Source organism: Streptomyces sp. PTL18 (genome assembly GCF_059510295.1).
In genome coordinates this window covers 93,405-106,678 of sequence record NZ_JCAJZO010000007.1, presented here as the reverse complement: position 1 = coordinate 106,678, position 13,274 = coordinate 93,405, and the positions used below count along the sequence as shown (strand labels likewise).

Sequence of the window (13,274 nt, the reverse complement as noted above, 5' to 3'; positions counted from 1 at the left end):
TGTGTTCCTGCTCCGGCCAGGCTGTGTCATGCGTCGACGGTGTGTGAATCCCCTGCTCACGCGCTCGTCCTCGAGGGCGGGGCGGGTGGTTTTCGGGGAGGACGCCTCCAGGGCGGCCGCCGGTTGCAACGGTCGGTAGGGTTCCGGCCATGACACAGTCCGGGGCACAGGCGTCCGGTGGCGTGGGGCTGCGACGGACCCTCGGGGTCGGGGACGCGGTCGTCATCGGGCTCGGATCGATGGTCGGGGCGGGCATCTTCGCGGCCCTGGCCCCGGCGGCGCGGGCCGCCGGGTCGGGCCTGCTGGTCGGCCTGGCGGTCGCCGCCGTGGTCGCCTACTGCAACGCGACCTCCTCGGCACGCCTGGCCGCCCTGTATCCGGCCTCGGGCGGCACGTACGTGTACGGGCGCGAGCGGCTCGGGGCGTTCTGGGGCTACCTGGCGGGATGGTCGTTCGTCGTCGGCAAGACGGCCTCCTGCGCGGCGATGGCCCTGACCGTGGGCGCGTACGTCTGGCCGGGACAGGCGCACGCGGTGGCGGTCGCTGCCGTGGTGGCACTGACCGCCGTGAACTACGGCGGCATGCAGAAGTCGGCCCTGCTGACGCGGCTGATCGTGGCGGTGGTCCTGGCCGTCCTCGCTTCCGTGGTCGTCGTCTGTCTCGGGTCCGGCGCCGCCGACGCCTCACGGCTGGACGCGGGCGGTTTCGGCGGGACCGGCGGGGTGCTGCAGGCGGCGGGGCTGCTGTTCTTCGCGTTCGCGGGATACGCGCGGATCGCGACCCTCGGCGAGGAGGTGCGGGACCCGGCGCGCACCGTCCCGCGCGCCATCCCGCTGGCGCTGGGCATCACGCTGGTGGTGTACGCGGCGGTGGCTGTCGCCGTCCTTTCCGTGCTGGGTGCCGACGGGCTGGGGCGCACCGCGGCACCGCTGGCCGACGCGGTGCGGGCGGCGGGCGTGCCGGGTCTCGCGCCGGTGGTACGGGTGGGTGCCGCGGTGGCCGCGCTGGGCTCGCTGCTGGCGCTCGTCCTGGGCGTCTCCCGGACGACGCTGGCCATGGCCCGCGACCGGCATCTGCCGGGCGTCCTGGCCGCCGTGCACCCGCGCTTCCGGGTGCCGCACCGGGCCGAGCTGGCCGTGGGTGCCGTGGTGGCCGCGCTCGCCGCGACGGTGGACGTGCGGGGCGCGATCGGGTTCTCCTCCTTCGGGGTGCTGGCCTACTACGGGATCGCCAACGCGTCCGCGTGGACCCTGAGTTCCGCACCGGCCTCGCGCGTCGTACCCGCGGTCGGACTTCTCGGCTGCGTGACACTGGCGTTCGCGCTGCCCGGGGTCTCCGTGGGGGTGGGGGCGGGTGTTCTGGGCCTGGGCGTGGCGGCCCATGGCCTACGGCGGTGGGTGGCCGGGCGGTGACCACCGGCCTGCGGTGGACGACCGGCTCGGCGCCCTGCCGGCCGGCCGCCGTGCGCAGGAGGCCGTGCGTGCCGCTCGCTCGTCCGTCAGCGCGTCGCGAAAGGCCGGTCCGTCGGCACGATTTCGCGGCCCAGTGGCAGCAGCGAGACCGGGATCAGCTTGAAGTTCGCGATGCCGAACGGGATACCGATGATGGTGACGCACAGGGCGATGCCCGTGACGATGTGGGCGAGGGCCAGCCACCAGCCGGCCAGGACCAGCCACAGGACGTTGCCGATGAAGGACGGCGCGCCCGCGTCGCGACGTTCGACCGTTGTACGGCCGAAGGGCCACAGCGCGTAGACACCGATACGAAAAGCGGCGATGCCGAACGGAATGCCGATGATCGTGACGCACAGCAGCACGCCCGCCAGCAGATAGCCGAGGAACAGCCAGAAGCCGCTCAGCACGAGCCAGACGACGTTCATGATTGTCTTCACCGGTAACGACCTGCCATCTGCTCGAGTCGGGTGATGCGCTCCGCCATCGGCGGGTGTGTGGAGAACATCCTGGACAGCCCCTGGCCGGGGCGGAACGGGTTGGCGATCATCATGTGGCTCGCCGTCTCGATCCGCGGCTCGGACGGGAGCGGAAGCTGCTGGGTGCCCGTCTCGAGCTTGCGCAGCGCGCTCGCGAGGGCGAGGGGGTCGCCGGTGAGCTGGGCGCCGGACGCGTCCGCCTCGTACTCCCGGGAGCGGCTGATGGCGAGCTGGATGAGGGACGCGGCGAGCGGGCCCAGAAGCATGATCAGCAGGAAGCCGAGCAGGCCCGGGCCGTCGTCGTCGTCCGAGCGGCCGACCGGGATCAGCCAGGCGAAGTTCACCAGGAACATGATCACCGAGGCGAGGGCGCCGGCGACCGACGAGATGAGGATGTCGCGGTTGTAGACGTGGCTGAGTTCGTGTCCGATGACGCCGCGCAGCTCGCGTTCGTCGAGGAGCCGGAGGATTCCCTCGGTGCAACACACGGCAGCGTTGCGGGGGTTGCGGCCCGTCGCGAAGGCGTTCGGCGCTTCCGTCGGCGAGATGTAGAGGCGGGGCATGGGCTGGCGTGCCTGGTTGGACAGCTCACGGACCATGCGGTAGAGGGCGGGGGCCTCGAACTCGCTCACCGGGCGGGCGCGCATCGCGCGTAGAGCCAGTTTGTCGCTGTTCCAGTACGCGTAGGCGTTCGTGCCGAGGGCGATGAGGAGTGCGACGAACAGGCCGGTACGCCCGAAGAAGCTGCCGATGACGATGATGAGTGCGGACAGTCCCCCGAGGAGTACTGCGGTCCTGAGCCCGTTGTGCCGGCGGTGCACGGTACGCCCTCCAAGTGGTGCGGCAGGGGAACCCTCTGTCTGCGTTGCTTGTCGACTCCACTTCTCAGTGGACCTTCCCGCACTGGTCAACGCCATGCGGGCGGCGCAAGTTCCCTGGTGCGGGCACCGGAGCCCGTCGGCCGTCCGGGTGAGGCGGCGGCGTCCGGCACGCGCGTGCCGGACGCCGTGTGCGCGCGGGGCGTGGTTCAGAAGAGCGCGGTGGCCGAGAAGCGGAGCACCAGTTGGGGGACTCCCGACAGGGCGACGCCCAGGACGGCCGTCAGGGTGAGGGCGGCCGTGAGCGGGGCCGGGACGCGGTGCTTCTCCGGCTCCCCCTCGGGGGAGCGGAAGAGCAGGGCCGTCCACTGGAGGTAGTAGAAGAGCGCGATCACCACGTTGACCGCCATGACCACGGCGAGCCAGCCGAGCCCGGCGTCGACGGCCGCGGAGAAGACGGTGACCTTGGCGAAGAGGCCGATGATGCCCGGCGGCAGGCCTGCCAGGCACAGCAGGAAGAACGCCAGGAGGAGCGCGGCGAGGGGGTTCGACGCGTACAGGCCGCGGTAGTCGGTGATGCGGTTCAGGGTGCTGGTACGGCCCACGAGGGCAGCCACGGCGAAGGCGCCGAGGTTCACCGCCGCGTACATCAGGGCGTACGCCACGGTGGAGCCGATCGCTTTCTGGGCGTCCCTGGAGTAGGCGGCCGCGGCGATCGGCACCAGGAGGTAACCGGCCTGGCCGACGGAGGACCAGGCGAGCAGCCGGACCGCGCTGTACGCGCGCGTGGCCTGCTGTCGCAGGGCGCCGGCGTTGCCGACGGTCATGGTGAGGGCGGCCAGTGCGGCGAGGGCCGGTCCCCAGGCGCCGGAGTAGGACGGGAGGGCGACGACGGTGACGAGGATCAGGCCGGAGAAGCCGACCGCCTTGCCGACGACGGAGAGGTAGGCGGCGACCGGGAGGGGCGCACCCACATAGGTGTCGGGTACCCAGAAGTGGAACGGGACGGCGGCCGTCTTGAACGCGAACCCGACGAGGGTGAGGACGACGCCTGTCTGGGCGAGCGGGTGGAGCTGTCCGTCCACGTGCTGGATCCGGTCGGCGACCTGGGTGAGGAAGAGGGTGCCGGTGGAGGCGTAGACGAAGCTGATGCCCATGAGGCTGACCGCGGTCGCGGTGACGGACGACAGGAAGAACTTCAGGGCGGCTTCGGAGGACTTCTTGTCGCCGTGCCGGATGCCGACGAGGGCGAACGCGGGCAGGGAGGCGACCTCCAGGGCGACGACGAGGGTGGCGAGGTCGCGGGAGGCGGGCAGCAGGGCGGCACCGGCGGCGGAGGACAGCAGCAGGAACCAGAACTCCCCTTCGGGGATGTCCTTCCTGGCGTCCTTGAGCGCGGTGACCGACATCAGGGCCGCGAGAAGGGCGCCTCCGAGGACGAGGAACTGGATGACGAGGGTGAAGCGGTCCGCAGTGTAACTGCACACCCGGGGGCTGCCGGTCAGGCAGAAGGTGGCGCGGTGCCCGTCCAGGAGCGGCAGCAGCATGAGGGCGGCGGCGGCCAGTCCGGCGACGGCCACCCAGCCGAGGAGGGGTTTCCGGCGTTCGTCGAGGAAGAGGTCGGCGACGAGGACGACGAGTCCGACGACTGCCGCCAGGGTGGGCGGTGCGATCGCCAGCCAGTCGACGGACTGGACGAGGGAGCTCATCGGGTGCCTCCTGCGAGGAGCTGCTGCACGGCCGGGTCGGTCAGACCGAGGAGTGCCCTCGGCCACAGGCCGGCGACGACGGTGAGGACGACGAGCGGCGTCCAGGCGGCGAGCTCGTAGGGGTGGACGTCGGCGAGCTTCGGGGTCTCCCGGGGGACGGCGCCCATGCACACCCTCCGCACCACGATGAGCATGTACGCGGCGGTGAGCAGCGTGCCGAACGCGGCGATCGCCATGAAGGTGAGGAAGGCGGGGCGGCTGAGGTCGGCGGCGGGTTTGAACGCACCGAACATGGCGAGCATCTCGCCCCAGAATCCGGCGAGGCCCGGCAGGCCGAGCGAGGCTACGGCGGCGAAGGCGAGGAGGCCGCCGAGGCGCGGTGCCTTGCCGTAGAGGGCGGCGCCGGTCTTTTCGGCGAGAGTGTCGAGGTCGGTGCTGCCGGTGCGGTCCTTCAGTGCGCCGACCAGGAAGAACAGCAGGCCGGTGATGAGACCGTGGGCGATGTTGGCGAACAGCGCGCCGTTGACGCCGGTCGGGGTGGTCGTGGCGATGCCGAGCAGTACGAAGCCCATGTGGCCGACGGAGGAGTAGGCGATGAGCCGCTTCAGGTCGCCTTTCGCGCCCCGTTTGACGAGGGCGAGGCAGGCGAGGGATCCGTAGACGATCCCGACGACGGCGAAGGCGGCCAGGTAGGGCGCGAAGGTGTGGAAGCCGTGGGGCGCGACCGGAAGGAGGATGCGAACGAACCCGTACGTACCCATCTTCAGCAGGACTCCGGCCAGCAGGACCGAGCCGACGGTCGGCGCGGCGGTGTGGGCGTCGGGCAGCCAGCTGTGCAACGGCCACATCGGCGCCTTGACCGCGAGCCCGATCCCCACCGCCAAAACCGCGATCACCTGCACGGACGTGGTGAGTGACCGGCCGTTGTCAGTGGCGAGTGCCACCATGTCGAACGTGCCCGCCTCGAGTCCGATCAGGAGCAGGCCGAGCAGCATGACGACGGAGCCGAGCAGCGTGAAGAGGATGAACCGCCACGCGGCCCGGGTCCGCCCCTCGCCGCCCCAGCGGGCGATGAGGAAGTACATCGGGATGAGGACCATCTCGAATGCGAGGAAGAACAGCAGCAGGTCGAGGACGGCGAAGGTCGCGAGGGTGCCGGACTCCAGGACGAGCAGCAGGGCGACGAATGCCTTCGGGGACGGGCCCGAAGGCATCTTGAAGTACGAGTAGAGCGCGCAGAGGAAGGTCAGCAGCGCGGTCAGGACCAGAAGGGGGAGGGAGATGCCGTCGATGCCGAGGTGGATGCGCACGCCGAGTGCGGGGATCCAGCTGATGTCGGTCGTGGCCTGCATCTTCGACGGGTGGTCGTGGTCGAAGCCGACCGCGAGGACGATCGCCGCGACGAGCACGGCGCCGGTGACGGTCACGCCGTGCCGCAGCACGGCCTGCCCGGGTGACGTTCCCTTCAGCCCGGGCGGGGCCGGGAGGAGGGCGGCGAGCGCGCCGATGAGCGGCGCGACGACGACGAATGCCAGAAGGAACTGCATCACGGACTCGCTGATATCGATCACGCCTGCTCACGCTCCCGTGGCGACGAGGAGGGCGGCCACCACCAGGACGACGGTGCCGGCGAGCAGCGCGCTCACATAGGTCTGCACATTGCCGGTCTGGGCGCGCCGTACGGCGGCCCCGAGCAGGCGGGGCAGGGCGCCCGCGCCGCGTACGTAGGTCTCGACGACCTCCCGGTCCAGGAACTGCACGAGGCTCGCTCCGGCCCTGACCGGACGGACGAAGAGCCGGTCGTACACGGCGTCGAGGTGGAAGCCCTCGGCCGCGTGGCGGTGCAGCGGGCCGAGCAGGAGGCGCCCCGGGTCCGCCGGGTCGGACGCGTAGGCGATGTCGCCGTACGCGGGCACGTGGCTCGCGATCGCCTCGGCCTCGACCAGGCCGGCGTCCGCCTCGGGGTGGGCCGCGACCGCACCCAGCGGGACGCGGGCCGCGAGTGCGGTGGTGTGCCGCCAGGCGCCGTAGGTCACGAGTGCGCCGACCAGGGCGAGGCCCGTGCCGAGGACGGAGGTGGTGAGCGTCGGTGTCAGGGAGCGTCCGCCGAACCAGTCCGGCAGGACACGGTAGGCGAGGCCGAACGCGATCGAGGGGAGGGCGAGCACCCACAGCACGGCGTTCATGACCAGTGGCTGCCTGCCGTGGTCGGGGGCCTCGGCTCCCTGGCCGCGGAAGGCGAGCAGCCACAGCCGCGTCGCGTACGCGGCGGTGAGGAGGGCCGTGGCCAGACCGGCGACCAGGACGATCCAGCCCGCGGCGCCGGGGACGTGGTCGGTGTGGCCGGTGGCGGCGTGCTCGGCGGCTCCGAGGACGGACTCCTTGGAGAAGAAGCCGGAGAACGGAGGGATCGCCGCGAGCGCGAGGAGCGCCACGGTCATCGTCCAGAAGGCGTCGGGGACGCGGTCGCGCAGGTCCCTCATACGGGACATGGCGGCCAGCGAGTTGGTTCCGGCGGCGTGGATGATCACGCCGGCGGCGAGGAACAGCAGGGCCTTGAAGGCGCCGTGGGACAGCAGGTGGAAGACGGCGGCACCGCGGTCACCGGCGGCGAGGGCACCGGTCATGTAGCCGAGCTGGCCGATCGTCGAGTAGGCGAGGACCCGCTTGATGTCGTCCTGGGCGAGCGCGGCGAGCGCCGAGCCGGTCATCGTGACGGCGGCCATCACGGCGAGGACCACCATCGCGGCCGAAGAGGCCTCGAAGACCGGGAGGAGACGGGCGACGAAGTAGACGCCGGCGGCGACCATCGTCGCGGCGTGGATCAGCGCGGAGACGGGCGTGGGGCCCGCCATCGCGTCGGGGAGCCAGGTGTGCAGCGGGAACTGCGCCGACTTGCCCGCCACGCCGGCCAGGAGCAGCAGGGCGACCACGGTCGGGTGGTGCAGTCCGCCGCTCGCGACGGCGCCGAGAACGTGGGTGATGCGGAAGGAGCCGGCGTCGGTGGCGAGCGCGAACAGCCCGATCAGGAAGGGCACGTCGCCGAGCTTGGTGACGAGGAAGGCCTTGAGGGAGGCTGCGCGGGCCTCCGGGGTCTCCCAGTAGTGGCCGACGAGGAAGTAGGAGCAGATGCCCATCACTTCCCAGCCGACCAGCAGCACGATCAGGTCGCCGGAGTAGACGACCAGGAACATCGCGGAGGTGAACAGGGAGACGAGAGCGGCGTACGAGGGGTAGCGCGGGTCGTCGCGCAGGTAGCCCGTCGAGTAGATCTGCACGCAGGTCGCGACGACACCGACCAGGACGGCGACGAGGGCGGCGAAGCCGTCGATGTGCAGGGCGAGTTCGATCGGGACCGAGCCGGTGGGCGTCAGCCCGGTGGCGGAGTCGATGGCCCGCCCGCCGCCCTGGCGTGCGGCGACCAGCACGGCCAGGACGAGCGAGGCGAGGGTCGGCAGGACGGCGAGCGGGCGGGCGGAGCCGGGGGTCGTGCGGCCGAGCAGCAGGCCTGTCGCGGCGCCGAGGAACGGAAGGAGGGGGACGAGGACGGCGAGGGCGGTCGTGGTCACGCGGTGGCCTCAGCCTTCTCAGCCGCAGGGGTGTCGTCGTCGTGGCCCTCGGCGGTGTCGCGGAGCCGGTCGATGTCCGAGGTGCCGCGGTTGCGGTACACGGCGAGGACGATCGCGAGGCCGATGCCGATCTCGGCGGCGGCGATGGCGATGGTGAACAGGGTCAGGGCCTGTCCGGAGTGCAGCGTCTCGCGGGCGGCGCGGCTCAGCCAGACGTCGAAGGCGACGAGGTTGAGGTTGACGGCGTTGAGCATCAGCTCGACCGACATCAGGACGAGGATCGCGTTGCGGCGGGCGAGGACTCCGTACAGGCCGGTGCAGAACAGGAGGGCGGAGAGCACGGCGGGATAGGCGAGGTGCATCAGCGGGCGCCTTCCTTCTCGCTCCGGGTGTCCGGGGCGGCCGGGGGGTTCGCGACCGGGGTGTTCGCGGTGGTGGCCGCCGCGTGAGCCGTCGCCTTGCGGGACAGGACGATCGCGCCGACCAGGGCGGCGAGGAGGAGGACGGAGAGGGCCTCGAAGGGGAGGACCCAGTTCTGGAAGAGGCTCGCGCCGGTGACCCTGGTGGAGCCGGAGGCGGGGCCCCCGAGGTCGACCCAGGTCGAGCGGAAGGCGTCGACGACCACCCACACCAGGGCGGCCGCGGCGGCGACGGCCACGGTGAGGGCGGCCCAGCGGTTGCCGGAGTCTGCGTCCGGGGAGCGGCCGATGGGGGCCTTGGTGAGCATCAGACCGAACAGGAGGAGGACGACGACGGAGCCGACGTAGATGAGGACCTGCACCCAGGCGATGAACTCGGCGGTGAGCAGGAGGTACTCGACGGCGAGCCCGCCCAGGGTGACGACGAGCCACAGGGCGGCGTGCACCAGCTGCCGGGTGGTGACGGTGACCAGGGCGGCGCCGAAGGTGACCACGCCGACGAGCAGGAAGGCGATCTCGACGCCGGTCGGGGAGAGGAAACCGTGCGAGGCCGTGGCGCCGGCCGTGGTCAGCGCGTCGGAGGCGGTGTTCACGACTCCCCTCCCTTCTGCTCGGTGGGCTCGGTGGGCTCGGTGGGCTCGGTGGGCTCGGTGGGCTCGGCCTGGGCGGCGGCCAGCTTCTCGGCGGTCTTGCGGGCGGCGGCGACCTCCTTGGGTTCCTCGGCGCCCGGGTCGAGGGCGGGCGGGGCCGGCACGGTCCACATCCACTCGCGGAGCGTGTCCCGCTCGTGGGTGAGGTCACGGATGTCGGTCTCGGCGTACTCGAACTCCGGGGACCAGAACAGGGCGTCGAACGGGCAGACCTCGATGCAGATACCGCAGTACATGCAGAGGGAGAAGTCGATGGCGAAGCGGTCCAGGACGTTCCGGCTGCGTTCGCGGCCGCCGGGGGTCGCGGGCGGGACCGTCTCCTTGTGGGAGTCGATGTAGATGCACCAGTCCGGGCACTCACGGGCGCACAGCATGCAGACCGTGCAGTTCTCCTCGAACAGGCCGATGACACCGCGGCTGCGGGGCGGCAGCACGGGCTGGGCGTCGGGGTACTGCTCGGTGACGGACTTCTTCGTCATCGTGCGCAGGGTGACGGCCAGGCCCTTGGCGAGGCCGGAGCCGGGGATGGGGGCCATGGTTACTGGATCACCACCTTGACGATGCCGGTGAGGGCGATCTGAGCGAGGGAGAGGGGGATGAGGAGGGTCCAGGAGAGCTTCTGGAGCTGGTCCTCGCGCAGTCGGGGATAGGTGACGCGCAGCCAGATGACGAGGAAGGCGAGGATGGCCGTCTTCAGCAGCGTCCAGAGCCAGCCGAGACCGGCGTCGCCCCAGGGGCCGTGCCAGCCGCCCAGGAACAGGACGGTGGTCAGTCCGCACAGGACGATGATCCCGGCGTACTCGGCGAGGAGGAACAGGGCGAAACGGAGGCCGGTGTACTCGGTGTACGCACCGAAGATGATCTCCGAGTCGGCGACGGGCATGTCGAAGGGCGGGCGTTGCAGCTCGGCGAGGCCGGCGACGAAGAAGACGATCGCGCCGACGAACTGCCAGGGCAGCCACCACCAGTGGAAGGCGACGAGGATGCCGGGGAGCGAGACGGTGCCCGCCGCCATGGCCACCGACGCGGCGGCGAGCAGCATGGGGAGTTCGTAGGCGAGGAGCTGTGCGGCGGTGCGGAGGCCGCCGAGGAGGGAGAACTTGTTGGCGGAGGCCCAGCCGGCCATGAGGGAGCCGAGGACGCCGACGCCCATGACGGCGAGGACGAAGAAGATGCCCGCGTCGACGACCTGGCCGACGGCGCCCTCGCTCGGGCCGATCGGAATGGCGAGGAGCACCAGGAGGTAGGGCAGCAGGGCCACGGCGGGGGCCAGCTGGAAGATACGGCGGTCCGCGCCCGCCGGGACGACGTCCTCCTTCTGCGCGAACTTCACCCCGTCGGCGACGAGCTGGGCCCAGCCGTGGAAGCCCCCCGCGTACATGGGGCCGAGACGGCCCTGCATATGGGCCATGACCTTGTGTTCGGTCTGGCCGACGATCAGGGGGAACGTGAGGAAGACGACGAACACGGCGAGGAGTCGCAGGGCGACGTCGAGAGCGCCGTTCACTGCATGCCTCCTGAGGGGTCGTCGGAGTGCGGGGACCTGGGGGGCTGCTCCGCATCGTCGGGCTCGGTGTCGCCGGGGCGGGCTTCCTCACGGCGGGTTTCACCGCCGGTCGAGTCGGGTTCCGCCTCGGGAGCGGTGCCGGGTTCCGTGGCTCCGGTCGCGGGTTCCGCGGCTCCGGTCGCGGGTTCCGTGGCTTCGGTCGCGGGGTGCGTGGCTTCGGTCGCGGGGTGCGTCGCGGGATTCGCCGGTTCGTTCGCCGGTCGGGCCGGGCTCTCCGCGGCGCCGGGCTCGGGCTCGGGGAAGGCCGGGCGGGCGTGGTGCCAGGGCGCGTCCGAGCTGCGCGGGGCGACGGCGGGCCTACGCGGCGGGCCCTCGGCTGCCGGGGCTTCGGCGCGCTGGGAAGCCGAACCCTCGGACGCACTCCGTGCCCGGCGCGGCGCGGCGGCAGGAGCCGTCGGCTCGGCACCGCCCTCGGACCGCTGCGAGGCCGACCCTTCGGAAGCGCTCCGAGCCCGACGCGGACCGGCGGGAGCCGTCGGCGCCGTCTCCCCCACCGCGTGCTGCGAGGCCGAACCCTCCGAGGCGCTGCGGGCACGCCGCGGCGGCGCGGTCGTCTCCGGGGGCCCGCCCGTGACGGCGGCCTGGCTCGCGGAGCCCTCGGCCGCCGTGCGGGTGCGGCGGACGGGGCGTTCACCCGCTGCCCGGCCGGCGGCCCGTGCCGGGCGGGCGGGGGCCGGGGGAAGCTGGCCCTTGAGGGGCCCCCACTCGTTCGGGTCGGGGACGCCCGGGGGCAGCATCTGGCGCCGCTTGGGGCCGCCGTGGTCGGACTCGCCCGGTTCCTTCGCACCGGGCCATGCCTTGGCGACCCGGGCCGCCAGCACGAACTCCTTGCGCAGCGGGTGGCCCTCGAAGCCCTCGGGCAGAAGCAGGTGGTCCAGCGCGGGGTGGCCCTCGAAGGTGACGCCGAACATCTCGTGGGTCTCGCGCTCGTGCCAGGCGGCGCCCGCGTAGACGCCCACGGCCGAGGGCAGGACGGGGGCCTCGTGCGGGACGGTCGTCCGGAGAAGGAGACGGCGGACCGGGGACAGGGCCACCACATGGGCCGAGACGCGCAGGCCGGTGCCCGGTTCGTCGACCGCGCTCAGCCAGTCGAAGTAGGTGCAGCCCAAGTCGTCGCGCGCGATGCGGAGCGCCTCGGTCCAGCCCGTCGGGGAGACGTCGACGGTCAGCACCTCGTACGACTCCTCGGCCGTGGCGTCGGGGCCGAAGAGTTCCTCGGCGGATGCGGGCAGCCAGCCGACGGCGTTCATCGGCCCACCTCCGGACCGGGACCCGGCCCCGTGCCGGGCGACGGCGGCTGGACCAGGCCGCTCTGCAGGGCCGCGGTGGACGGCCGCGAGGTTCCGTACCGCTCCCCCAGCGACTCGCGCGCGATCTTCTCCTGGAGCTTCAGAATGCCCTGCAACAGCGCCTCGGGACGCGGCGGGCAGCCGGGGACGTACACGTCCACCGGGATGATCTGGTCGACACCCTTGGTGACGGAGTACGAGTCCCAGTACGGGCCGCCGCAGTTCGAGCACGCGCCGAAGGAGATGACGTACTTCGGCTCCGGCATCTGCTCGTACAGGCGTTTGACGGCCGGGGCCATCTTGTCGGTGACCGTGCCGGACACCACCATCAGGTCGGCCTGGCGCGGTCCCGGCGCGAACGGGATGACCCCCAGGCGGATGAAGTCGTGGCGGGCCATGGAGGCGGCGATGAACTCGATGGCGCAGCAGGCCAGGCCGAAGTTGAAGACCCACAGCGAGTAGCGGCGTCCCCAGTTCAGGATCACCTTCATCGGCTCGGGGGCGAGCCGGGCCAGTGCGCCCAGCCTCTTGGGCTCCGGAAGCGGCACAGGGCCCGGGGCCTCGGTGGTCGTGGGGTTCAGGTCGGGGTTCACGTCCATGCCAGGACCCCCTTCTTGTACGCGTAGAGCAGTCCCACGGCCAGGAAGCCGAGGAAGACGAACATCTCGACGAGGGTGGTCGCCCCGTACCGCGGGTCGGCGAAGACCGTGGCCCAAGGGAAGAGGAAGATCGAGTCGACCGCGAAGACGACGTACAGGAACGCGTAGACGTAGTAGCGGACCTGCGTGTGGGCCCAGCCCTCGCCGACGGGGTCGACGCCGCACTCGTACGTCAGCAGCTTCTCGGGCGTGGGCGCGACCGGGCGCAGCAGGCGGCCCGCACCGAAGGCGACGGCGACGAAGAGCACGCCGACGACGGCGAGCAGCCCGACGACGGAGTAGGACCGGAAGTAGTCCGCCGCCACGGCAGCGACGGCGGTCGAATGCGGCACGTCAGCCCCTCGCTCCCTGACCTGGTGACCTTGGTGACCTGGTGACCCTGGTGAACCTTGATTCGACGATCTGTACGCACGGGAGTCTAGGCCCTGCTAAAGAGAGCGTAAGCAGCCCGTCGTACCTCGAGACACCCTGGTACGGGCCGTGCACGCCGTACGACTCGGATCACGTACCTCTGGCGGGTCCGGGATGCCCCTTGCCGGCGGCCGGATCTGCGCCTTCCCGGGGCCGCCCCCGGGAAGCCATGGCGGTCGGGCTCATGGTGCGACGGCGCGGCACGCGGCAGGCCGGCGGACATCACCGCAGGAGCCGGGCCGGGCTGGATGAC

Annotated in this window: 13 protein-coding genes; 1 reads left to right on the top strand and 12 read right to left on the bottom strand. The window is 71.9% G+C overall.

Features of this window, described 5'->3' with window-relative positions; all coding sequences use genetic code 11:
* Positions 1–149 precede the first annotated feature (149 nt).
* Entirely contained in the window at positions 150–1,412 is a 1,263-nt protein-coding gene (locus AC5WS8_RS15720; RefSeq protein ID WP_496104011.1) for an APC family permease, read from the top strand.
* Between the two features lie 86 nt (positions 1,413–1,498).
* On the opposite strand, the gene AC5WS8_RS15715 is transcribed toward AC5WS8_RS15720, so the two are convergent.
* The 12 genes from AC5WS8_RS15715 to AC5WS8_RS15660 all read right to left on the bottom strand — a co-directional run bounded on the left by AC5WS8_RS15715 (position 1,499) and on the right by AC5WS8_RS15660 (position 12,942).
* Positions 1,499–1,891 carry a YccF domain-containing protein gene (locus tag AC5WS8_RS15715; RefSeq protein WP_496104010.1) on the bottom strand — a complete coding sequence of 131 codons (393 nt, stop codon included), beginning with the start codon at positions 1,889–1,891 and terminating at the stop codon, positions 1,499–1,501.
* Complete coding sequence (gene htpX / locus AC5WS8_RS15710; protein ID WP_496104009.1) at positions 1,888–2,751, bottom strand: zinc metalloprotease HtpX; 864 nt, start codon at positions 2,749–2,751, stop codon at positions 1,888–1,890. Before htpX ends, AC5WS8_RS15715 begins: the two co-directional genes overlap by 4 nt.
* Positions 2,752–2,957: 206 nt before the next feature.
* A complete protein-coding gene (locus tag AC5WS8_RS15705; protein ID WP_496104008.1) occupies positions 2,958–4,457 on the bottom strand; it encodes an NADH-quinone oxidoreductase subunit N in 1,500 nt (499 codons plus the stop codon).
* Positions 4,454–6,028 carry a complex I subunit 4 family protein gene (locus tag AC5WS8_RS15700; RefSeq protein WP_496104007.1) on the bottom strand — a complete coding sequence of 525 codons (1,575 nt, stop codon included), beginning with the start codon at positions 6,026–6,028 and terminating at the stop codon, positions 4,454–4,456. The genes AC5WS8_RS15705 and AC5WS8_RS15700 overlap by 4 nt, the downstream gene beginning before the upstream one ends.
* 6 nt (positions 6,029–6,034) lie before the next feature.
* Positions 6,035–8,026: an NADH-quinone oxidoreductase subunit 5 family protein gene (locus tag AC5WS8_RS15695; protein ID WP_496104006.1), complete on the bottom strand. Its 1,992-nt coding sequence runs from the start codon at positions 8,024–8,026 to the stop codon at positions 6,035–6,037.
* Complete coding sequence (gene nuoK / locus AC5WS8_RS15690; protein WP_496104005.1) at positions 8,023–8,388, bottom strand: NADH-quinone oxidoreductase subunit NuoK; 366 nt, start codon at positions 8,386–8,388, stop codon at positions 8,023–8,025. Before nuoK ends, AC5WS8_RS15695 begins: the two co-directional genes overlap by 4 nt.
* Positions 8,388–9,038 (bottom strand): NADH-quinone oxidoreductase subunit J family protein, encoded by a 651-nt coding sequence (locus tag AC5WS8_RS15685; protein WP_496104004.1) that lies wholly within the window; start codon positions 9,036–9,038, stop codon positions 8,388–8,390. Before AC5WS8_RS15685 ends, nuoK begins: the two co-directional genes overlap by 1 nt.
* Complete coding sequence (locus tag AC5WS8_RS15680) at positions 9,035–9,631, bottom strand: NuoI/complex I 23 kDa subunit family protein (protein ID WP_496104003.1); 597 nt, start codon at positions 9,629–9,631, stop codon at positions 9,035–9,037. Before AC5WS8_RS15680 ends, AC5WS8_RS15685 begins: the two co-directional genes overlap by 4 nt.
* Before the next feature lie 2 nt (positions 9,632–9,633).
* Positions 9,634–10,602, bottom strand: coding sequence for a complex I subunit 1/NuoH family protein (locus AC5WS8_RS15675; RefSeq protein WP_496104002.1), 969 nt, complete (start codon positions 10,600–10,602; stop codon positions 9,634–9,636).
* Positions 10,599–11,912, bottom strand: a complete 1,314-nt coding sequence (locus tag AC5WS8_RS15670) for an NADH-quinone oxidoreductase subunit C (RefSeq protein ID WP_496104001.1) — start codon at positions 11,910–11,912, stop codon at positions 10,599–10,601. The genes AC5WS8_RS15675 and AC5WS8_RS15670 overlap by 4 nt, the downstream gene beginning before the upstream one ends.
* Positions 11,909–12,550 (bottom strand): NADH-quinone oxidoreductase subunit B, encoded by a 642-nt coding sequence (locus AC5WS8_RS15665; RefSeq protein WP_496104000.1) that lies wholly within the window; start codon positions 12,548–12,550, stop codon positions 11,909–11,911. The genes AC5WS8_RS15670 and AC5WS8_RS15665 overlap by 4 nt, the downstream gene beginning before the upstream one ends.
* Positions 12,541–12,942, bottom strand: a complete 402-nt coding sequence (locus AC5WS8_RS15660) for an NADH-quinone oxidoreductase subunit A (protein ID WP_496103999.1) — start codon at positions 12,940–12,942, stop codon at positions 12,541–12,543. The genes AC5WS8_RS15665 and AC5WS8_RS15660 overlap by 10 nt, the downstream gene beginning before the upstream one ends.
* Between the last annotated feature and the right edge of the window lie 332 nt (positions 12,943–13,274).

Bases quoted from the DNA above. Each gene is read 5' to 3' on its own strand.
- AC5WS8_RS15720 (WP_496104011.1), top strand. From the start codon at position 150: ATGACACAGTCCGGGGCACAGGCGTCCGGTGGCGTGGGGCTGCGACGG.
- AC5WS8_RS15705 (WP_496104008.1), bottom strand. From the start codon at position 4,457: ATGAGCTCCCTCGTCCAGTCCGTCGACTGGCTGGCGATCGCACCGCCC.
- nuoK (WP_496104005.1), bottom strand. From the start codon at position 8,388: ATGCACCTCGCCTATCCCGCCGTGCTCTCCGCCCTCCTGTTCTGCACC.
- AC5WS8_RS15680 (WP_496104003.1), bottom strand. From the start codon at position 9,631: ATGGCCCCCATCCCCGGCTCCGGCCTCGCCAAGGGCCTGGCCGTCACC.
- AC5WS8_RS15670 (WP_496104001.1), bottom strand. From the start codon at position 11,912: ATGAACGCCGTCGGCTGGCTGCCCGCATCCGCCGAGGAACTCTTCGGC.
- AC5WS8_RS15665 (WP_496104000.1), bottom strand. From the start codon at position 12,550: ATGGACGTGAACCCCGACCTGAACCCCACGACCACCGAGGCCCCGGGC.